The 20,255-nt window shown below is 66.0% G+C and carries 18 protein-coding genes; 6 read left to right on the top strand and 12 right to left on the bottom strand.

Annotation, left to right across the window (positions count from 1 at the left end):
• Positions 1 to 12 precede the first annotated feature (12 nt).
• Positions 13 to 921 (top strand): hydroxymethylglutaryl-CoA lyase, encoded by a 909-nt coding sequence (locus QSJ18_RS15675; RefSeq protein WP_286327495.1) that lies wholly within the window; start codon positions 13 to 15, stop codon positions 919 to 921.
• Between the two features lie 85 nt (positions 922 to 1,006).
• Here the strand turns inward: QSJ18_RS15675 and QSJ18_RS15670 are convergent, their stop codons facing one another.
• Together QSJ18_RS15670 and uvrB are read right to left on the bottom strand one after the other, a co-directional pair.
• Positions 1,007 to 1,453 (bottom strand): universal stress protein, encoded by a 447-nt coding sequence (locus QSJ18_RS15670; RefSeq protein ID WP_286327494.1) that lies wholly within the window; start codon positions 1,451 to 1,453, stop codon positions 1,007 to 1,009.
• A gap of 172 nt (positions 1,454 to 1,625) precedes the next feature.
• The gene (gene uvrB, locus QSJ18_RS15665) at positions 1,626 to 3,779 is read right to left on the bottom strand and encodes an excinuclease ABC subunit UvrB (protein WP_286327493.1); all 2,154 of its coding nucleotides are present in this window, start codon (positions 3,777 to 3,779) and stop codon (positions 1,626 to 1,628) included.
• Between the two features lie 94 nt (positions 3,780 to 3,873).
• On the opposite strand from uvrB, the gene QSJ18_RS15660 reads away from it, so the two are divergent.
• Positions 3,874 to 4,416, top strand: a complete 543-nt coding sequence (locus tag QSJ18_RS15660) for a ribonuclease FAU-1 family protein (RefSeq protein WP_286327492.1) — start codon at positions 3,874 to 3,876, stop codon at positions 4,414 to 4,416.
• 46 nt (positions 4,417 to 4,462) lie between these two features.
• Here QSJ18_RS15660 and QSJ18_RS15655 read toward each other — a convergent pair whose 3' ends face one another.
• The 3 genes from QSJ18_RS15655 to aztD form a co-directional block, all read right to left on the bottom strand.
• Positions 4,463 to 4,927 carry a hypothetical protein gene (locus QSJ18_RS15655; RefSeq protein WP_286327491.1) on the bottom strand — a complete coding sequence of 155 codons (465 nt, stop codon included), beginning with the start codon at positions 4,925 to 4,927 and terminating at the stop codon, positions 4,463 to 4,465.
• Between the two features lie 165 nt (positions 4,928 to 5,092).
• Positions 5,093 to 5,998 (bottom strand): dephospho-CoA kinase, encoded by a 906-nt coding sequence (gene coaE, locus QSJ18_RS15650; RefSeq protein WP_286327490.1) that lies wholly within the window; start codon positions 5,996 to 5,998, stop codon positions 5,093 to 5,095.
• Between the two features lie 68 nt (positions 5,999 to 6,066).
• Entirely contained in the window at positions 6,067 to 7,326 is a 1,260-nt protein-coding gene (gene aztD / locus QSJ18_RS15645; protein WP_286327509.1) for a zinc metallochaperone AztD, read from the bottom strand.
• A gap of 105 nt (positions 7,327 to 7,431) precedes the next feature.
• Between aztD and QSJ18_RS15640 the strand changes: the two genes are divergently transcribed.
• On the top strand, positions 7,432 to 8,907 hold the full coding sequence (locus tag QSJ18_RS15640) for a phospholipase D-like domain-containing protein (RefSeq protein ID WP_286327489.1): 1,476 nt from the start codon (positions 7,432 to 7,434) through the stop codon (positions 8,905 to 8,907).
• An 84-nt stretch (positions 8,908 to 8,991) separates the two neighbouring features.
• Here the strand turns inward: QSJ18_RS15640 and rpsA are convergent, their stop codons facing one another.
• Positions 8,992 to 10,449 (bottom strand): 30S ribosomal protein S1, encoded by a 1,458-nt coding sequence (rpsA, locus tag QSJ18_RS15635; RefSeq protein WP_286327488.1) that lies wholly within the window; start codon positions 10,447 to 10,449, stop codon positions 8,992 to 8,994.
• A 228-nt stretch (positions 10,450 to 10,677) separates the two neighbouring features.
• Between rpsA and QSJ18_RS15630 the strand changes: the two genes are divergently transcribed.
• Genes QSJ18_RS15630 through QSJ18_RS15620 form a run of 3 tightly spaced genes read left to right on the top strand, consistent with a single transcriptional unit; the run spans position 10,678 to position 12,794 of the window.
• Positions 10,678 to 11,325 (top strand): DUF4189 domain-containing protein, encoded by a 648-nt coding sequence (locus QSJ18_RS15630; RefSeq protein ID WP_286327487.1) that lies wholly within the window; start codon positions 10,678 to 10,680, stop codon positions 11,323 to 11,325.
• 35 nt (positions 11,326 to 11,360) lie between these two features.
• Positions 11,361 to 11,924, top strand: coding sequence for a 2'-5' RNA ligase family protein (locus QSJ18_RS15625; protein WP_286327486.1), 564 nt, complete (start codon positions 11,361 to 11,363; stop codon positions 11,922 to 11,924).
• 36 nt (positions 11,925 to 11,960) lie between these two features.
• Positions 11,961 to 12,794, top strand: coding sequence for a class I SAM-dependent methyltransferase (locus tag QSJ18_RS15620; protein WP_286327485.1), 834 nt, complete (start codon positions 11,961 to 11,963; stop codon positions 12,792 to 12,794).
• 12 nt (positions 12,795 to 12,806) lie between these two features.
• Here QSJ18_RS15620 and QSJ18_RS15615 read toward each other — a convergent pair whose 3' ends face one another.
• The 6 genes from QSJ18_RS15615 to QSJ18_RS15590 form a co-directional block, all read right to left on the bottom strand.
• Positions 12,807 to 13,559 carry an amino acid ABC transporter ATP-binding protein gene (locus QSJ18_RS15615; protein ID WP_286327508.1) on the bottom strand — a complete coding sequence of 251 codons (753 nt, stop codon included), beginning with the start codon at positions 13,557 to 13,559 and terminating at the stop codon, positions 12,807 to 12,809.
• A gap of 38 nt (positions 13,560 to 13,597) precedes the next feature.
• Entirely contained in the window at positions 13,598 to 14,548 is a 951-nt protein-coding gene (locus QSJ18_RS15610) for an amino acid ABC transporter permease (RefSeq protein WP_286327484.1), read from the bottom strand.
• A 33-nt stretch (positions 14,549 to 14,581) separates the two neighbouring features.
• A complete protein-coding gene (locus tag QSJ18_RS15605; RefSeq protein ID WP_462476095.1) occupies positions 14,582 to 15,511 on the bottom strand; it encodes an ABC transporter substrate-binding protein in 930 nt (309 codons plus the stop codon).
• A 62-nt stretch (positions 15,512 to 15,573) separates the two neighbouring features.
• Entirely contained in the window at positions 15,574 to 16,647 is a 1,074-nt protein-coding gene (locus QSJ18_RS15600) for an isocitrate/isopropylmalate dehydrogenase family protein (RefSeq protein ID WP_286327483.1), read from the bottom strand.
• Positions 16,647 to 19,424 (bottom strand): DNA polymerase I, encoded by a 2,778-nt coding sequence (polA, locus tag QSJ18_RS15595; RefSeq protein WP_286327482.1) that lies wholly within the window; start codon positions 19,422 to 19,424, stop codon positions 16,647 to 16,649. Before polA ends, QSJ18_RS15600 begins: the two co-directional genes overlap by 1 nt.
• A 69-nt stretch (positions 19,425 to 19,493) precedes the next feature.
• Positions 19,494 to 20,066 (bottom strand): GNAT family N-acetyltransferase, encoded by a 573-nt coding sequence (locus QSJ18_RS15590; protein WP_286327481.1) that lies wholly within the window; start codon positions 20,064 to 20,066, stop codon positions 19,494 to 19,496.
• Positions 20,067 to 20,255 lie beyond the last annotated feature (189 nt).

Raw genomic sequence — 20,255 nt, 5'->3', positions numbered from 1 at the left:
ACTATGGGATCCATGGATACTGTGCAGCTGATCGAGGTCGGACCGCGCGACGGGTTGCAGAACGAGCAGAAGCTGCTCACCGTCGACGAGAAGGTCGAACTGATCGTTCGGGCTGTCGATGCCGGGGTCCGCCGCGTCGAGGCGGTCAGCTTTGTCAATCCCAAGCGCGTGCCGCAGATGGCCGGCGCCGAGGAGGTGTTGGCCGCCGTACCCCGTCGTGACGACGTCTCCTACATCGGCCTGGTCCTCAACCGCCGTGGTCTCGACCGTGCGGTGGCCGCCGGGGTCGACGAGGTGAACGTGGTGGTGGTGTCTACCGAGGAGTTCAGTCAACGCAATCAGGGCTGCAGTGTCGCAGAAGGAATCTCGGCGGCAATCGATATCGTGCGCGACGCCCGTGCCGCAGGTATCGCCAGCACGGTGACCATCGCGACAGCGTTCGGGTGCCCGTTCTCCGGAGAGGTCGAATCCGCCTGGATCGGCAAGATCATCGACCAACTGGTGTCGGCGGCCCCGCCGGATGAGATCGCTCTCGCCGACACGATCGGGGTCGGGGTTCCCGCGCAGGTCCGGGCACTGGCCGCCGAGGCTGACGAACACGCGCCCGGCATCCCTCAACGCTGGCATTTCCACAACACCCGCAACACCGGCTACGCCAATGCGCTGACCGCACTCGACACCGGTGCCGCCGCCCTCGATGCAAGTATCGGAGGCTTCGGCGGTTGCCCGTTCGCGCCGGCCGCGACCGGCAATATCGCTTCCGAGGATCTGCTCTACGCGCTGGATCGGTCGGGAGTTGCAACCGGCGTCGACATGGGTGCGCTGGTCGATGCGGCTGCCTGGCTGGGCGGACGACTGGAGAAGGCAGTGCCTGCACTACTTGGGCGTGCCGGCGGCTTTCCGGCCCCCGGAACTGACTGACCAGAACCTGGACGGACTCGCTACCGACGCACAATGGCCGGGCCGCATACGTGCGGCCCGGCCATTGTGGTGCTCGGCGGTGGTGTTATCCGGTGGTGTGGACGATCAGCACGTCGCAGGCGGCCTTGCGCGCGACGTCGGCGGGTACCGAACCCAGTAGACGTCCGGCGATCGAGTTCAGGCCTCGGTTACCGACCACGAGCAGGTCGGCTTGGGTGTCGACGACGAGCTGCAGCAGCGCATCGACCGGCGCGCCCTTCACCGGGCGCTGCACGACGAGGTGGGCACCGGCCTTGGTGGCCCGCTCCTTCGCCGACCGCAGGATCTCCTCGGTCGGCGTCGACCCGGTCACCTGGTATGCCTCATCCTTGAGGATGTCGGTGGCGTCACCGCTGCCACGGTCGTTGGGGAAATAGGCGCACGCGATCACCAGCTGGGCCTTCTCACCCGCCAGCGCACCCGCGCGCTCCACCGCCTTCATCGACGACTCGGATCCGTCCGTACCCACCACGACGGTCGTGTATGCGCTCATTCCCAGCCTTCCAGCAAGTTATCCGCCCCACTGCCCTCCAGCAGGACTCGTGCCATCCCCACACTTCAGGGTCCTTGGACAGCGACATTAGTTGGCCCCTGCCGAAATTGTCCGCATATCGTGGCGATCGGCACAAATCCTCGAACCCCGTTCGGCCCCTTACCTGCATGTTCTATTTGATGCCCGCCGCGTCCATACCCCGGAGTTCCTTCTTGAGATCGGCGATCTCGTCGCGAAGACGCCCGGCGAGTTCGAACTGGAGATCGCGTGCCGCATTCATCATCTGGTCGGTCAGCTGGGCGACCAGATCGGCGAGTTCGGCGCGCGGCATCGACGACACATCACGCTTCTCGATGACCCCGGCGCTACTCGCCTTGGACACCTCACCCTGTGCCCGGCGACCGCGACTGGCGTTGCGTCCGGAGCCACCGACCGCGACCTCGTCGTCGGCCTCCCGGTACACCTGATCGAGGATGTCGGCGATCTTCTTGCGCAACGGCTTCGGGTCGATGCCGTGCTCCTTGTTGTAGGCGACCTGCTTTTCTCGCCGCCGTTCGGTCTCCTCGATCGCGTTGCGCATCGAGTCGGTGATCTTGTCGGCATACATATGCACTTCGCCGGACACGTTGCGCGCGGCACGACCAATGGTCTGGATCAGCGAGGTGGTGCTGCGCAGGAACCCTTCTTTGTCGGCGTCCAGGATTGCCACCAGGGAGACCTCGGGAAGGTCCAAACCCTCACGGAGCAGGTTGATTCCGACTAGGACGTCGTATTCACCGGAGCGTAGCTGCCGGAGCAGTTCGACGCGGCGCAGGGTGTCGACCTCGGAGTGCAGGTAACGAACGCGAATACCGAGTTCGAGTAGGTAGTCGGTGAGATCCTCGGCCATCTTCTTGGTCAGCGTGGTGACCAGCACACGTTCATCGCGGTCGGTCCGTGTGCGAATCTCGTGGACCAGATCGTCGATCTGCCCCTTGGTGGGTTTCACCACGACCTCCGGGTCGACCAGGCCGGTCGGCCGGATGACCTGTTCCACGAATTCGCCATTGGACTGGCCCAATTCGTATGCACCGGGCGTCGCCGACAGATAGACGGTCTGGCCGATACGGTCCACGAACTCATCCCAGGTCAGTGGGCGGTTGTCCACCGCGGAGGGCAGCCGGAATCCGAATTCGACGAGGTTACGCTTGCGCGACATGTCGCCCTCGTACATGCCGCCGATCTGCGGCACCGTGACGTGGGATTCGTCGATGACGAGGAGGAAGTCCTCGGGAAAGTAGTCGATGAGCGTCGCAGGCGCGCTGCCCGCGGCACGTCCGTCGATGTGGCGCGAATAGTTCTCGATACCCGAGCAGAATCCGACCTGACGCATCATCTCCAGGTCGTAGGTGGTGCGCATCCGCAGCCGCTGCGCCTCCAGCAGCTTGCCCCGTCCTTCCAGATCGGCAAGGCGTTCCTCGAGTTCGGTCTCGATGCTCGCCATCGCCCGCTCCATCCGCTCGGGACCCGCGACATAGTGGGTCGCCGGGAAGATCCGTAGCGAATCAACCTGCCGCACAACATCTCCGGTCAGGGGGTGGAGGTAGTAGAGCGCTTCGACCTCGTCACCGAAGAACTCGATCCGAATGGCGAGTTCCTCGTAGGAGGGGATAATCTCAACGGTGTCCCCGCGCACCCGGAAACCACCGCGGGTGAACGAGACGTCGTTGCGGCTGTACTGCACATCGACCAGCAGGCGAAGCAACGCGTCCCGGTCGATCTCGTCACCGACCGCCATCGACACCGAACGATCCAGGTACGACTGCGGTGTGCCGAGACCGTAGATGCACGACACCGACGCGACCACCACCACATCGCGGCGGGAGAGCAGGCTCGACGTCGCCGAGTGACGCAGACGTTCGACGTCGTCGTTGATCGACGAGTCCTTCTCGATGTAGGTGTCGGTCTGCGCGATATACGCCTCGGGTTGGTAGTAGTCGTAATACGAGACGAAGTATTCGACGGCATTATTCGGCAGCATCTCGCGGAGTTCGTTGGCGAGCTGCGCTGCCAGCGTCTTGTTCGGCGCCATGACCAGCGTGGGGCGCTGCAACCGTTCGATCAGCCACGCGGTGGTGGCCGATTTACCGGTGCCGGTGGCACCGAGCAGGACGATGTCCTTCTCCCCCGCGGTGATCCGTTTCTCCAGGTCATCGATGGCGGCGGGCTGGTCACCGGCCGGCTCGTACTCGCTGACCACCTCGAAGCGCGCCTCGGCGCGTTCAATCTCACCGAGCGGGCGGAACTCGGAGTGCGCCACCACTGGCTGTTCAGAAGCAAAGGCCATGATGCCAGCGTAAACGCGACCCCCGACAGATATGTTCCGCGCGGGTCCCCCGCGGCACCCGGCCGGTGTGGGCGGCACCGGCTAGGGTTCGGCTATGACCGACACCGGCGGCCACCTTCATCCCCCCAAACGCGAGATCTTCGACGTTCCGGCGATGACGAATACCGACAACAAGGGTTTCGTCCGCCCCGTCGAACGCTACGAGGTGACCCCGTACGGGTTGTACATGTCCCGCACCGCCGACCATCCCCGGTTCTTCCACCTGGAGTCCTGGCTTCTGCCGACTCTCGGCCTGCGGGCCAACATCTTCCATTTCACCGCCGGACACCGCGACGGTCAACGTCTCTACCTCGACGTCGGCCGGTTCGGCGGACCCGACGACCACGGCCGCTGGCACGCCGAGGACTGGTATCTCGACCTGGTGGATGTGCCCGGGCGGCCCCTGGAACTGGTCGACGTCGACGAACTGTTCGAAGCCCACCACGCCGGCCTGCTCGGTCTGCCCGACTGCGAGGCGGCAGTCACCATCGCGACCCGCGCCCTGGTCGGTGCGGCCGAGTACCGGCATGATGTGCAGGCCTGGCTGGACGCCAGCGCGGGCGGCGAGGTCTTCTGGGCGTCGCAGGCTGCCCACTGACCCACAGGCGTTCCGACACCCGGCGAACGCCGCAGGGTTCACCGCGTCAGGGAATCAGGACGGCGCACTGCCCCTTGCCGAAGAAGGACGGGAACTGCAGCCCGATCCCCACCTGCGCCTGGATGGAACGGCTCGACGAGCCCTGGGTGGCGGTAATCGTGTAGCTACCCGGCGACAGGGGGACCCACGTCCCGGAGACGACCGACTGCGGAGTGGCGGCCCGGACGATCGTCTTCGCACTGCCACCCGCCCGCCGCGCGGTGATGGCCACCTTCGGTGCCGACGACGACAGGTCGCCGATCATCGCCGCCACCCGGTATCCACATCCCGCGCCGAGGTGCCCGGCCACCGATCCGTAGCCGATGGGTGTGGTGATCGCAACGCCGGTCACCAGACCGCCTTCGGGCACTGTCACCGACGGCGTCGACGGATCCTCGTAGGGTTCCGCGACCGCCGCCGTCGGCGCCGCCAGCAGTGCCGCACCCGCGATGGCGACAAACGCAGCACTCATCCGGACACGACAAATCCGCGCACTCTTGTTCAACATGGTTGTCCCCGACCACTTTCGACCGTTCCGCCCGCCGGCACAAACGCCCGCGGGGCAGCATCGAGTGACGCCGCTCACGTGACGATAACAAGTTGGGCTAACGATGCGGCCCGAATAGGCGGACGCAGATCAGTCTGTGACGACGACCGTGACCTCGGCGGGCCGCCCGGGATCGGCGGCGCCGTACACGCCCTCCGCGACAGCCGGAAAACCACCGGCCGGCAGCAAATCCACGAGCTTCGACGCGGCGTCGTCATCGCGGACGGTGACCCGCAGACGCGGTATCGATCCCCGCACGGAACCTGCGTCGACGGCAACCGCCTTGTCCCCCACGATCGCCCACAGCCGGTTGCTCAGCCGACTCGGCAGGGCCGCCGGATTCGGATCGGCGTCGACCAGCGCGGGGATCGGCACGGCCACGGTCCGCGACCGTACGTTGGCCTCGAACGGCATCAATCGCTCATCCCACAGCCGCGCGGCGGCAGCCGCGAGGTCCTCGGCGGAGCCGGAGTTGTCGAGCCAGACGTCGGCAACCGCCCGGCGCTGCTCCTCGGTGGCCTGCGCTGCGATGCGCGCTCGCGCATCGGCCTCGTCTACGCCGCGCATCGTGGTCAGGCGATGCAACCGTAGATCCTCATCGGCGTGTACGACGACCACGAGGTGAAAGAACGGGGCGGTGTGGTTCTCCACCAGCAGCGGGATGTCCTGCACCACGATCGCGTCATCTGGGGCCGCGTCGAGCAGTTCCTGGGTGCGCGCGCCGATCAGCGGGTGGGTGATCCCGTTCAGTGTGGCTCGCGACGCATCGTCGGCGAATGCCTTGGCCGCCAACGCCGGCCGGTCCAGCGAACCGTCCGCGGCCACGATGGCGTCGCCGAACGCCTCGACCAGTTGCGTCAGTCCCATCGACCCGGGCGCGACGACCTCGCGCGCGATCTTGTCCGCATCGATGATGTAGGCGCCCCGATCCACGAAGGTCGCCGCCACAGTCGATTTTCCGGCCCCGATGCCGCCGGTCAGTCCCAGTCGAATCACGCCCTCACCCTACTGGGATGCGCCGGACACTCAAGCCCCGGCGACCGCCCGGCGGCACCGGTCACGACTCAGCCGGTGACCCCGGTCAGTTCGATCGTCGGATGTGGCAGCGACATCTGGCCGACCTTCTCCCCGGTCGTCAGGTTCACCGCGGTCAGGGTTTTGGTCGCCGGGTCGCTGACGTAGGCGATGGGGCCCTGCACGAAGATGTTCGGCATCGCCGACTGCCAGCGTTCAGGTTCGGCCCATGCCCCGATGACCGGGATCCGCCGCGTCGTCGTCGCCGTGACGGTATCGATGACGTGAACCGCCCCGTCGGTGCCGAGAAGAACGGCGTCACCGCCGGGTCCACGCTCTATCGAGCGGAAGCTGTAGCTCGATGCGAAGGGCACGATCCGCAACGTACCGGTGCGGGTGTCGGTGAGGCTGAACCGATTCGGCCGTTCGATCTCCGCATCGGCATCGGTCTTGTAGTCGCCGAAGACGATCGGCGAATCCTCGGCGCCGGCCTGGTTGCCGATCCGTCCGTACGCATCCGGGCTGGCGATCTTGCGGATCTCGTTACCGCGCACGACGAGAATACCGTCCTGGCAACCGAAGGTGAGCACGCCGTCGGAGGCCGCCGCTTCCCCGTGGACGCCCGGACATTGATCGTTGCGGGCGACCTCGGCGCGGTTGCGGTCGAGGATCGCGATACCGGACCGGGAATCCTCGTTGCCGACAGTCACCACCAAGCTGCCGTCGCCCCGCGCCACCGCGACCCCGTGGTGTGGCGTCGGCACGGTGAAACTCGTGGCCTTGGCGTTGCCGCGCAGCAGTTCGGCGGGTTCGACGATGTCGACCTGACCGGTGCCATCGCTGAACAGGGTGATCCGCGAGTCGTGTGGCACCACGTGTCCGGGTTCGGCACCACCGAATCGCATCTCGGTCAACCGCGGCGTGGTCACGTAGTGATGCCCATGGTCGCCGTGTTTCCTTGTCCAGGTGCCCATATCCAGAACGCGGAATCCGTCACTCTCCGAGACGAACACGTGTCGGCCGTTGGCGGCGGTGTTGAGTCGGATGAAACCCTCGACCGGCAGATCCGCGACCTGGCGCATGGATGCGGCGTCGACCACGATGATCCCGCCGTCATAGCTGAGCGCCAGCCGTGGCGTCGGCCCTTGCTGTTCGGCCGCGCTGGTCGCCGCACCTGCGGACGCGTCACCAGATGCGGTGGAATCCCCATCATCGCCGCCACACGCTGCGAGCGTCGCCGCGAGAACCCCGACCCCGGTCAGCAGGCAGGCCGCCCGGAAGGTCCGTCGTGTCCGTTTCGTCTGTTGTATCTGCACCGCGACAGTCAACAGGTTAATGAAAATTATTGTCAACAACTGATGGGTTCGGCCCCGGGCTTCCACCGAATCGCGGCATCCGTGGGTCAGAATGGCTCGATGGCCCGTACACAGCCCGTGGTGGTTCCCGGCGACACCTGCCGGGCGATCGCGCACGCCGACCGGATCGCGACCATCGTCGACGCCGACGACTACTTCCGGCACGCGAAATCCGCACTGCTGCAAGCACGTCGACGAGTCATCATGATCGGCTGGGACTTCGACACCCGCATTCGCCTCACACCGACCGCCGGCGATCCCGATATCCCGGACGAACTCGGCGCATTCCTGTCCTGGCTGGTGACCCATCGACCCGGCCTCGAGATCTACGTCCTGCGATGGAATGTCGGTGCGTTCACCGCCGTCCTGCGGGGCATGGCACCCCCATTCCTCCAGGACCTGTTCACGCACCGTCGTTTGCATTATCGAATCGATGCCGCACACCCGGTAGCCGCAGCCCACCATCAGAAGATCGCGGTGATCGATGACACCTTGGCGTTCTGCGGCGGCATCGACATCACCATCGACCGGTGGGACACCTCCGCGCACCGACCGCAAGATCCCCATCGCGTCGAACCGTCGGGTGAGGAATACGACCCATGGCACGACGTCACGCTCGCCCTGGACGGCAGCGCCGCCCGCGCCATCGCCGAGGTCGCCTACGAACGGTGGGCCGCGGCCACCGGCGAACGGTTGGCGCCCCTACCGGCCGGCACCGACGCCATCTGGCCCAGCGACCTGACACCAGACTTCACCGGACGACAGGTGGCCGTGGCGCGCACCATGCCCGAATACGACGACCGGCCCGAAGTCGACGAGATCCGCCGCCTCTACCTCGCCGCAATCGCCGCGGCCCGGCACACGATCTACGTGGAAAGCCAGTATCTCGCCGCCCGACGCATCGCTGAAGCCCTGGCCGATCGGCTCCGCGAAACCGACGGGCCCGACATCGTACTGGTACTGCCGCGGCACGCCGACGGCCAGATCGAACGGCAGGCCATGGACGGTGCGCGGCATGAATTGCTCCGCCTCCTGTGGCGCGCAGACGTTCATAACCGATTCCGCGCCTATTACCCGGTCACCTCCGCCGGATCACCCATCTATGTGCACGCGAAGGTATTGATCGCCGACGACGATCTGTTGCGGATCGGCTCGTCCAACCTCAACAACCGTTCCCTGGGGTTCGACACCGAATGTGATGTCGCGATCGACGCACTGCTCCCCGACAATGACGACGCCGACGTGCGCGCGACGATCTCCGCCTTCCGAACCCGGCTGCTCGCCGAACATCTCGACGTCGGCCCCGGTGCACTCGACTCCGCGATCGCCGAACGCGGTTCTCTCGTCACCGCCATCGACTCGTTGCGCGGTGCCGGGAAGACACTGTCCGAATTCACACGCGAGAAGACCGATGACGAGTCGTCGGCGCTGGCCGAGAACGCGCTCGTCGACCCAGAGAAGGCCGACCCCCCACGCCTCGACCGCATCTACCGCTATCTGCTGCGGCCACGCCGACGGCGACCGGCGCACGACTGAGTAGACCCCGGGCGGACCCGGATATGAGGAAGGCCCTCCCGGAAATCCGGGAGGGCCTTCGTTCAGCTCTGCTGAGCGGACCTATCAGGCGTTGCCCGACAGCTTCTCGCGCAGTGCGGCAAGCTGCTCGTCGCTGGCCAGCGAGCCACCGGTCGACGGTGCAGCAGCACCCGAGCGGCTCTCCGAAGCGGAGGAGTAGTCGGTCGGGGCGTTGGCGGCCTCGGCGGCGGCAGCCGCGAACTTCTCCATCTGAGCGGTGTGCATCTTGTGGCGACGCTCGGCCTCGGCGTACCGGGCCTCCCATGCCTCACGCTGCTTCTCGAAGCCTTCGAGCCACTCGTTGGTGTCGGCGTCGAAGCCCTCCGGGAAGATGTAGTTGCCCTGCTCGTCGTAGCTGTCGGCCATACCGTACTTCGAGGGGTCGAACTCCTCGGTGTAGTCCTCGTTGGCCTGCTTCAGCGACAGCGAGATACGACGACGCTCGAGGTCGATGTCGATGACCTTGACCATCGCATCGTCGTTGACGGCGACAACCTGATCCGGCACCTCGACGTGGCGCTCGGCCAGCTCGGAGATGTGGACCAGACCCTCGATGCCCTCGTCGACACGGACGAACGCGCCGAACGGCACCAGCTTGGTGACCTTGCCGGGCACGATCTGGCCGATGGCGTGGGTGCGGGCGAACTGACGCCACGGATCTTCCTGAGTCGCCTTGAGCGACAGCGAAACCCGCTCGCGATCCAGATCGACGTCGAGGACCTCGACGGTGACCTCGTCGCCCACGGCGACAACCTCGGACGGGTGATCGATGTGCTTCCAGGACAGCTCGGAAACGTGAACCAGACCGTCGACGCCGCCGAGATCGACGAATGCGCCGAAGTTGACGATCGAGGACACGACGCCCTTGCGGACCTGGCCCTTCTGCAGCTGGTGCAGGAACTCGCTGCGAACCTCGGACTGGGTCTGCTCCAGCCAGGCGCGACGCGACAGGACCACGTTGTTGCGGTTCTTGTCGAGCTCGATGATCTTGGCCTCGATCTCCTTGCCGATGTACGGCTGGAGGTCGCGGACGCGACGCATCTCCACCAGCGATGCCGGGAGGAAGCCACGCAGGCCGATGTCCAGGATCAGGCCGCCCTTGACGACCTCGATGACGGTGCCCTTGACGGCCTCGTCCTTTTCCTTGAGCTCTTCGATGGTGCCCCACGCACGCTCATACTGCGCACGCTTCTTGGACAGGATCAGGCGGCCTTCTTTGTCCTCCTTGGTGAGGACCAGGGCCTCGACCTCGTCACCGACGTTGACGACCTCATTGGGGTCGACGTCGTGCTTGATCGACAGTTCGCGAGAAGGGATGACGCCTTCGGTCTTGTAACCGATGTCGAGCAGAACCTCGTCCCGGTCGACCTTGACGATGGTGCCTTCGACGATGTCACCATCGTTGAAGTACTTGATCGTGGAGTCGATCGCGGCGAGAAAATCCTCCGCCGAGCCAATGTCATTGATGGCTACTTGCGGCGAGGTGATCGTGGGGGACGACATATGTTGAGTTGCTCCGGACAGGTGTGTAGTAGGTACAGTTCGTCGGCACACCCGATTGACGACCCGGGCACGACGACGGCGCGGAATAGGTTCCGCGCGCGTGCAACACTACGCCAGACCGGTTGTCCTGGGCAAACGCCGTACACAGATGTGTGCACGAGCGAACGGGTGCGGGATTGACATGGTGGGGGCACAGATGAACGCGGGAAATATCGATACGGGGGTCCAATGAACAAGGACAGCAACACCAACGCGTTCCTGCTCGTCGGATCGATCGTGCTCGTCGGGGTGCTGCTCGTCGGCGGGCTGATGGTGATGATCCGGCTCGGCGCCGACGATTCCTCCGATGGTGGATCGAGTGCGGGGGCCCACCCCAACCTCCCCGGTATGTCCCGGATACCCGGGATGTCGACGTCGGCACCCAGTGATTCCGATCGCGATTCCACCCCTCCCGGTGACGGTTCGTCGGAGTCCGACAGCGACCCCAGCTATCCGACGACAACCACTCCCACCATCCCGACGACGACCACAACCACCCCCGAACCGATCCGGTACGGGGCGATCGCCTTTTCCGGATCCCGCGCCTACGCGACCCGGCTCAACTACTCCGACCCGACCACCGCCAAGAACCTGGCCGTCGGAGCCTGCAACCAGAGCATCTGGAATGCGGGCTGGCCATCGGACAGCTATTGCGGCTGGGTGGGCATCCAGACCGGGTATTGCGGGTCGGTGTCGGTGGGCACCTCGGGAAGCGGCTGGGGCCCGACCGGCTACTGGTCCGCATCCCTCCCGCGCGCGCAGGTCCGCGAGGCGGCGATCCAGAAATGCAACACCTACGGACCCGGCTGTACCGAGCTGATCACCCTCTGCATGTGAGGTAGGTACCGCCGCGTTCTGGTTGACTTCGGGCCGTGGCCGATTCACTCGAACTGCTCCTCGACACGGCGACCGAATCGCTGCTGTCCGGCCAATGGTCGGCATTGGACGAGGCAGGCCTGCCCAGCGCACGGCAGGTACGGTCGTCGACCAACCGACCCCATGTCACGCTGCTGGCCGCCGCGCATATCCGTCCCGGCGCGGACGCCACACTCTCCCCGGTGGCACAGCGACTCCCGCTGCGGGCCATCCTCGGAGCCCCGCTCGTCTTCGGCGCTGGCACTCATCACACCCTGGCCCGACTGGTCGTACCGTCCACCGAATTGCTGTCGATCCACGCCACGGTGTGGCGGCTGAGTTCGCCCTTCGTCGGCACGGACGATTCCGGCGCGCCGACCCTGCCCTTCGGTCACACCGCGCCCGGGGCCTGGACCCCGCACATCACGATTGCCCGGCGGATGACCGCGACGCAGGTCGGCGCCGCGCTCGAGGTTCTCGCGCACGCGCCGACCGGTGACCACGAATTCACCTTCACCGCGTTGCGCCGCTGGGATGGTCGCGCCCGGACCGATCACATCCTCGCCGGGTGGGCGTGCTGACAGGGACCCGAGCGCACCGGTATCTATCATCGACGCGTGCAACACGACAGTCCCGAACCGCCCCGCGCACCCCGGATCCTGACCGACGTCGACTCCGATGCGAGTATGCGGGCCAGCCGCTCCTGGTGGGATTCCGACGCCGTGGAGTACCACCGCGAACACGGCGAATTCCTGGGCAACGAGCAGGCAGGCGGCGACTTCGTCTGGTGCCCTGAAGGTATTCGCGAGGCCGACGCCCACCTCCTCGGCCCGATCGAGGGCCGCCACATTCTGGAGATCGGATGCGGCTCGGCACCGTGCGCGCGCTGGTTGCAGCGAAACGGCGCGCACGCGGTCGGCGTGGACTTGTCCGGCCAGATGCTGGCGATCGGCGTCGCCGCGATGGCCCGCGACGATCAGCGTGTCCCGTTGGTCCAGGCCACCGCCGAGCGGCTGCCCTTCGCCGACGAATCCTTCGACACCGTCTGTTCCTCGTTCGGGGCGATCCCCTTCGTCGCCGACTCGGCCGAGGTGATGGCCGAGGTGGCCCGGGTACTGCGGCCCGGCGGGCGGTGGGTCTTCTCGGTCAACCACCCGATGCGCTGGATGTTCCCCGACGATCCCGGCCCCGACGGCTTGACCGTGTCGATCCCCTATTTCAACCGCACGCCCTACACCGAGACCGACGATGCCGGCACGATCACCTACGTCGAACACCACCGGACTGTCGGCGATCGCGTTCGCGAGATCCGTGGCGCAGGTCTGATCCTCGACGACATCGTCGAACCAGAGTGGCCCGAGGGTTTCGATCGGATCTGGGGACAGTGGAGTCCGTTGCGCGGCAGCTACTTTCCTGGCACCGCGATCTTCTGCAGCCACAAACCGGAGTGACGGCGGCTCCGGTCAGAGGAGTTTCGACAGGAAACCCTGGGTGCGTTCGTGCTGCGGATTCGACAGAAGCTCACGCGGATCACCGTGTTCCACGACCACACCGCCGTCCATGAAGACGAGTTGATCGGCGACCTCGCGGGCGAACCCCATCTCGTGGGTGACCACCAGCATCGTCATCCCCGACGCGGCCAACTCCCGCATCACCCCGAGCACGTCGCCGACGAGTTCGGGATCGAGTGCCGACGTCGGCTCGTCGAACAGCATCAGCTTCGGATCCATCGCCAGGGCGCGCGCGATTGCCACCCGCTGTTGCTGTCCGCCCGACAGCTGCGCGGGATAGGCGTCCGCCTTGTCGGCCAGACCAACCCGGTCCAGCAGTTCACGGGCCCGTTCGGTCGCGGCCTTGCGCGACTGCCGCTTGACCTGGATCGGCGCCTCGATGATGTTCTCCAGCGCGGTCCGATGCGGGAACAGGTTGAAATGCTGGAACACCATGCCGATGTCGCGGCGCTGTTTCGCAGCGTCCTTGGGACTCATCTCGTACAGCTTCCCGGCACGCTCGCGGTAGCCGATGAGCTCGCCGTCGACATGCAACCGGCCGGCGTTGACGACCTCCAGATGGTTGACGCACCGCAGGAAGGTCGACTTACCCGACCCCGACGGCCCGATCAGGCACAAAACCTCACCGCGTGCCACCTCCAGGCTGACCCCTTTGAGGACCTGCAGCGCCCCGAAGCTCTTGCAGACCCGGTCGGCCCGGACCATCGGTACCTCGACAGTCGCCTGATTCACGGCTGTGTTGCTCACTCGCCTTTACCTTCCAGGGTGGGACGCGCCTGCGCGTCCGCGAGCGCCTTGAGCTGACGCGCGGTGAGCGCACGGGTGGCGCCCTTCGCGTAGTAGCGCTCCAGGTAGAACTGGCCGACCATCAGCACGCTGGTGACGACGAGATACCAGGTGGAGGCCACCAGCAACATCGGGATGGGCTTGAAGTTCACGCCGGAGATCTCGGTCGCGATGCCGTAGAGCTCCAGCGTGAACGGTACCGCCGCCACCAGGCTGGTGGTCTTGAGCATGCTGATGACCTCGTTGCCGGTCGGCGGGATGATCACCCGCATCGCCTGCGGCAACACCGTGCGCCGCATGGTCTTCGACCAGGACATGCCCAACGCAACCGACGCCTCGGTCTGACCCTCCCCCACCGAGGCGACGCCGGCACGCACGATCTCGGCCATATAGGCCGACTCGTTGAGCGCCAGTCCGATCACGGCGAAGGTGAATGCGGAGTTCAGCGACTGGATGTCGACGTGGGCGAACTGATGGACGAACGGGATACCGATGTCGATGGTCTTGTAGATCGAACCGAACAATCCCCAGAACACCAACTGCACGTAGACCGGGGTGCCACGGAAGATCCACAGGTACACCCAGGCCGCGCCGCGCAGCACCGGATTGGGCGACAGCCGCATGATCGCCAGCAGAACACCGAGCACGATGGCGATCGCCATGGCCAGCACGGTCAGCGCGAGCGTGTATCCGACACCGCGCAGTATCCGCTTGTCGAACAGATATTTGGCGTAGGTCTCCCACTGGTAGGCGTCGTTGGTGGCGGCACCGTAGACGAAGAGGCCGACCAGGATGAGGATGATCGCGGCGGCCACCCACTGACCGGGGTGGCGTAGCGGCACCGCCCGGATGGGTTCTGGTTCGCCGGTTCCTGCTCCGGGTGGTGCCGGCGTTCTCGGATCAGTCACGCTCGTACTCGCTCACGCTCGGCCTACTCACTGCTATGCGCCCCTTCGAATCTCGGCGGTCGAGATCATCCCGGTCTGCACACCCCAGTGGGCCGCGATCGCCCGGTACTGCCCGTTGTCGATCAAATACTGCAAGGCTGCCCGCACCGGCTCCGCGAGTTCCGAGCCGCGCACCATCGGATAGCCGTATGGCGCCGACTCGAAGGGTTCACCCGCCTTCACGATGCGCCCGCCGGCCCGTTTGATGGCGTAGTCGGTGACCGGCGAATCCGCCGACATGGCATCGACTTTGCCCAAGATGACCGCGGTGGTCGCCTCGTCCTGACTGTTGAATTTGACGACGTCGATCGCCGGATTGCCCGCGTCGGTGCATGCCTTACTCTTGGCAGGCACCTCCTCGTCGGCTTCGGTAGTGCCGCGCTGCACCCCGACACGTTTGCCACAAGCCCGGGTCGGATCAATGTCGTTGCCGGCCCGCTGGGCCCATTGGATGCCTGCGCTGAAGTAGGTCACGAAGTCGACGCTCTTGAGCCGCTCGTCGGTGACTGTGAACGACGACATACCCAGATCGAAGGTCCCGGCGGTGACCGACGGGATGATCTTGGCGAAATCGGCCTCCCGATACTCCGCCCGCACCCCGAGCACTTTGGTGATGGTGTTCATCAGATCCACGTCGAAACCGATGATCCGGCCGTTGACCTTGAACTCGTTCGGGGCGTACGGCACATTGACGCCGACGACGATCCGGCCCGCGTCCCGGACACTCGAGGGCAGTGTGGTCGCGATCGCGTCGACCTTACTCACGTCGATACTGATCGGCGCTATGTCGGCACCGAGATCTTCGAAATCGTCATTGGTACACGCCGAGGTCATCGGCACCAGGACCACCACAGACACCATCGCGGCCAGCGCCGCCGACCGCCGAGGCGCCGATTCGGCACGCCCGCGTCGGAGGACTCGCATCAGACCCATCCGGCTGAACTTACTGTGTCCAGCCGCCGATCGCCGGGAGGTAGGCCCGAGAGTTACCCGGGATTTACCGAACCGACGATCGCGTCGACGACGTCGCGGGTCGTCGAGGTACCGCCGACATCGGGGGTTGCGACACCTGACGCGAGGGCCGCTGCGGTCGAGGTGTCGATCAGGTCGGCGGCCGCGAGTAGCCGGTCATCGTCGGTACGCGCCCCCTGCCACCGCAGCAGCATCGCCGTCGACGCGATGATCGCGACCGGGTTCGCGATGCCGCGGCCGGCGATATCCGGCGCCGCCCCATGCGCGGCCTGCGCCATCGCCCGGACATCCGAACAATTCACCGATCCGGCGAGGCCAAGCGACCCGGCCAGTTCGGCCGCGAGATCGGACAGGATGTCGCCGAACAGATTCTCGGTGACCAGAACGTCGAAGTCGGCCGGACGCCGAATGAGCAGCGCCGCCATCGCATCGACGTGCTGCTCGTCGACGGTGACGTCGGGATACTCCGCAGCGACCGCCCGGCACGCATCGCGGAACAGTCCGGTGGTCATGGTGAGCACATTCGCCTTGTGCACTACGGTCACATGCCGCGAACGCCGCTGCGCCAGCCGAAACGCCTGATGGGCAATCCGTTCCGACGCGGCCCGGGTAATCACACCGACGGCCAGCGCGATATCGGGGGTCGGCATGAACTCCCCCGACCCGACCGCCATGTTCCGGTCTGCGTAGAGCCCCTCCGAGTTCTCCCGGGCAATCAGCACATCGATGTCGGGTGCCGTCGCCGGAACGCCCGCAAACGCGCGGCACGGCCGAAGATTCGCGAACAGGTCGTACCGTTTGCGGATGACGGCGCCCGGCGTCAGCTCGCCGGCGAATTCGGCGGGATATCCGGCCGAATCGTGCGGACCCAGAATCCAGATGTCCAAGTCATCGAGCGCCGCCAGGGTCTCCGCGGGCATCGGCGTCCGATAGGTGTCGATCGCGGTGCGCCCCAACGGCAATTCCACCCAGTCGGCCACCACGCCGACCCGCGCCAGTGCCGCTTCGGCGACCGACACCGCACCGGGCACGATCTCCGGACCGATGCCGTCGCCGTGCATTACCCCGATGCGCAGGTCAGCGGACATCAGTGCGCCGCGTCATCCCACGAGCGACCGAACCCGACCGACACCTCCAGCGGCACCGACAGCGTGATGGCGTTCCCCATCTCCTCGCGCACCAACGTCTCCACGGCATCCCGCTCCCCGGCCGCCACCTCGACGACCAGTTCGTCATGGACCTGCAGCAGCATCCGCGACCGCAGCTCCTCGCGGGCCAGCCGCTTGTGCACATTGATCATCGCGACCTTGATGATGTCGGCGGCGGTCCCCTGAATGGGGGCGTTGAGTGCCATCCGCTCCGCCGACTGTCGCCGCTGGAAATTGTCGCTGTTCAAATCGGGCAGATACCGTCGTCGGCCGAAAAGTGTTGCGGTGTACTCGTTTCGACGGGCCTCGGCGACCACGTTATGCAGATAGTCGCGTACCCCGCCGAACCGGGCGAAATAGGCTTCCATCTGATCCTTGGCCTCCTCACGACTGATCTTGAGCTGCGCGGCCAGACCGAAGGCCGACAACCCGTACGCCAAGCCGTACGACATCGCCTTCACCCGATGACGCATCTCCGTCGTCACTTCGTCGATCGGCACCCCGAACGCCCGCGACCCCACGAAGTTATGCAGATCCTCGCCGGTGTTGAAGGCCTCGATCAACCCGGCGTCCTCGGACAAGTGCGCCATGATGCGCATCTCGATCTGGCTGTAGTCCGCCGTCATCAAGCAGTCGAACTCCCCGCTCGCACCATCGTGTGCACCCGCCACCACGAAGCCCTGCCGGATCTCACGGCCGGCCACGGTCCGGACCGGGATGTTCTGCAGGTTCGGCTCGGTCGAGGACAGCCGGCCGGTGGCTGCGACGGTCTGGTTGAAGGTGGTGTGGATACGACCGTCGTCGGCGACCGACTTGAGCAGGCCATCCACCGTCACCTTCAGGCGGGTGGCGTCTCGATGCTCGAGCAGGTGCGCGAGGAACGGATGCTCGGTCTTCTCGTACAAGGACTGCAACGCATCGGCGTCGGTGGTGTAGCCGGTCTTGGTCTTCTTCGTCTTCGGCATGTCGAGTTTGTCGAAGAGCACCGCCTGCAACTGTTTCGGCGAACCCAGATTGATCTGCTCACCGATCGCCTCGTAGGCCGAATCGGCGGCCGTACGAATGCGTTCGGCGAAATTCTTTTCCAACTCGCCGAAGTGTTCGGTGTCGACGGCGATACCGACCGCCTCCAGTTCGGCGAGGACGAAGGACAGCGGCAACTCCATCTCGGTGAGCAGCGGCCGCGAATCGATCCGGTCGAGTTCGGTATCGAGGGTGTCGGCGAGCTCGGCGACCGCACGCGCCTCCAGCATGTGCTGCTCGGCGATCTTCTGCTCACCACCGTCGTCGTCGAGCAGCGACATCTGGCCCTCGTCGGTGGTGTCGTCGGCACGCAGCTCGCGACGCAGATAGCGCAGTGCCAGGTCGTCGAGGTTGAAGGTGCGTTGTCCGGGCCGCACCAGGTAGGCCGCCAGGGAGGTGTCGGAGGTGACCCCGGCCAGCGTCCAGCCCCGCGACCGCAGCGCATGGACCGCCCACTTCGCCTCGTGTAACGCCTTCGGTTTGTCGGCGTCGGCCAGCCAGCCGGCGAGAGCGCGTTCATCGTCGGCATCGAGGGTGGCCACGTCCAGGTAGGCCGAGGTGCCGTCGGCGGCGGCGATCGCCAGCCCCGTCGGATCGGATCCGACCACGACGTGGGGTGCGGTCACCGCCACACCGGTGCGGCCGGTCGCGGTGTGTTCCGCCAGCCATGCGGTGACCTGTCCGGCGCCCAGCCGGGAACCGTCGAGATCGAAACCCGCCTCGGCTTCGGGTTCCACCGAGGTCAGCGTCGAGAACAACCGGTCCCGCAACACCCGGAATTCGAGGTCGTCGAACAGCTGGTGGATACGGTCGCGATCCCAGCCGGCCAGGGCGAGTTCCTCGGGTCCCGACGGCAGCGCCATATCCCGTACCAGTTCGGTCAGCTGCCGGTTCGTCTGCACCGATGCCAGGTTGGCGCGCAACGAATCGCCCACCTTGCCGCGGACTTCGTCGACATGGTCGACCAGCGCGGCCAGCGACCCGTACTCACGGATCCACTTCGACGCGGTCTTCTCGCCGACGCCGGGGATGCCGGGCAGGTTGTCGCTCGGATCGCCACGCAGCGCGGCATAGTCGGGATACTGCGTCGGCGTCAGCCCATACTTCTTCTCCACCTCGGCCGGGGTGAACCGGGTCAGATCCGACACACCCTTACGCGGATAGAGGACGGTGATGGCGTCGTTGACCAATTGCAACGAGTCACGGTCACCGGTGACCACCAACACCCGATAGCCGAGGGCGTCGGCCTGGGTGGCCAGGGTCGCGATGATGTCGTCCGCCTCGTAGCCCTCGATCGCCATCACCGGGACGCCCAGCGCGTCGAGCACCTCCTTGGTCAGATCGACCTGGCCGTTGAACTCGTCCGGGGACTTCGAGCGCTGCGCCTTGTACTCGGGAAACATCTCCGAGCGGAAGGTTTTACGGGAGACATCGAAGGCGGCCGCGATGTGGGTCGGTTCCTCGTCGCGCAAGAGGTTGATCAGCATCGAGGTGAAGCCGTACACCGCGTTGGTCGACTGTCCGGTCGCGGTCTTGAAATTCTCCGGCGGCAGGGCGAAAAACGCCCGGTAGGCCAGCGAATGTCCGTCGAGGAGCATCAGCACCGGACGGGTGTCATCCTTCTGGCGACCACCGGCGGTCCTGGTTGCCGATCCACGACCTGCTGACACGGGGGAACTCTGCGCGGGACTCACGCCGATGAGTCTAGTGGCGGTCCCCGACAGCCGAGTCCGGCACCGCCGGGCTCCACCAATCCACGCCGATCACGCCATCGGACGCCACATCGGCCATACCCGTGGACCGTCGAAGGGCAGCACGATCTCGTCGGTCACCGAAAACCCGAACCGCTCGAAGAGCGGGATGTTCACCTCGTTCGAACTCTCCAGGTAGGCCGGGCCCTCGATGAGGGCGAGGCGATGGGTCAGCAATGCGCTGCCCGCGCCCATCCCCGGGGCCGCCGCACCGAGCAATCCGAGATACCAGTGCGGCTCGGCCGGGCGTGCCCGAGCGAAGCGCTGTACCAGCTCCGCTCCGCGTCGTGACCGGGAGCCGAGCGCAGCCATCGAACCGAATGTCGACCACAACTGCTCGCGGGTGGTCAGCCGGTGTCCGGGCGGATCCCAGGCGCCCGCCCCGAGTGGCACACCATCCCGGGCGGCCACGTCGAAAACGGCACGTGGACCGTGGGACCGGCGGACCAGGGTGTCGAACATCTGTCGGTGGCGACGCCGGTCCGGCTGCAACCAGACGGTCACCGGATCGTCGGCGAAAGCCTGCGTCAGGATCGACACCACCACCCCGGGATCGACCACCGTCGTCACCTGAACCCCGACCATGGGTCCCAGCGTAGTGCCGAATCCTTCAGCGCAACCGACTTTCCTGGCTGCCATGCCAAGCCGGTCGAACCGCAGTAGAGTCCCGCGAAAGCAAAAATTCGCAGGGGGGTGCCCCCGAGACAACGTCCGGAGACAGCACGCGTGAATCAGTTGGCCCATTCGCCGACCCGTCCGCCGGCCCGGAGCGCC

It is taken from the genome of Gordonia heveisoli, assembly GCF_030315745.1.
Classification (GTDB): Bacteria; Actinomycetota; Actinomycetes; order Mycobacteriales; family Mycobacteriaceae; genus Gordonia.
The sequence above is the reverse complement of the archived record's forward strand: the minus strand, read 5'-3'. Positions and strand labels throughout refer to the sequence as shown.

Coding starts and splice junctions, on each gene's coding strand:
- QSJ18_RS15675 (WP_286327495.1), top strand. CDS start 13: ATGGATACTGTGCAGCTGATCGAGGTCGGACCGCGCGACGGGTTGCAG.
- QSJ18_RS15670 (WP_286327494.1), bottom strand. CDS start 1,453: ATGAGCGCATACACGACCGTCGTGGTGGGTACGGACGGATCCGAGTCG.
- uvrB (WP_286327493.1), bottom strand. CDS start 3,779: ATGGCCTTTGCTTCTGAACAGCCAGTGGTGGCGCACTCCGAGTTCCGC.
- QSJ18_RS15660 (WP_286327492.1), top strand. CDS start 3,874: ATGACCGACACCGGCGGCCACCTTCATCCCCCCAAACGCGAGATCTTC.
- QSJ18_RS15655 (WP_286327491.1), bottom strand. CDS start 4,927: ATGAGTGCTGCGTTTGTCGCCATCGCGGGTGCGGCACTGCTGGCGGCG.
- QSJ18_RS15640 (WP_286327489.1), top strand. CDS start 7,432: ATGGCCCGTACACAGCCCGTGGTGGTTCCCGGCGACACCTGCCGGGCG.
- rpsA (WP_286327488.1), bottom strand. CDS start 10,449: ATGTCGTCCCCCACGATCACCTCGCCGCAAGTAGCCATCAATGACATT.
- QSJ18_RS15630 (WP_286327487.1), top strand. CDS start 10,678: ATGAACAAGGACAGCAACACCAACGCGTTCCTGCTCGTCGGATCGATC.
- QSJ18_RS15615 (WP_286327508.1), bottom strand. CDS start 13,559: ATGGTCCGGGCCGACCGGGTCTGCAAGAGCTTCGGGGCGCTGCAGGTC.
- QSJ18_RS15605 (WP_462476095.1), bottom strand. CDS start 15,511: ATGCGAGTCCTCCGACGCGGGCGTGCCGAATCGGCGCCTCGGCGGTCG.
- QSJ18_RS15600 (WP_286327483.1), bottom strand. CDS start 16,647: ATGTCCGCTGACCTGCGCATCGGGGTAATGCACGGCGACGGCATCGGT.
- QSJ18_RS15590 (WP_286327481.1), bottom strand. CDS start 20,066: ATGGTCGGGGTTCAGGTGACGACGGTGGTCGATCCCGGGGTGGTGGTG.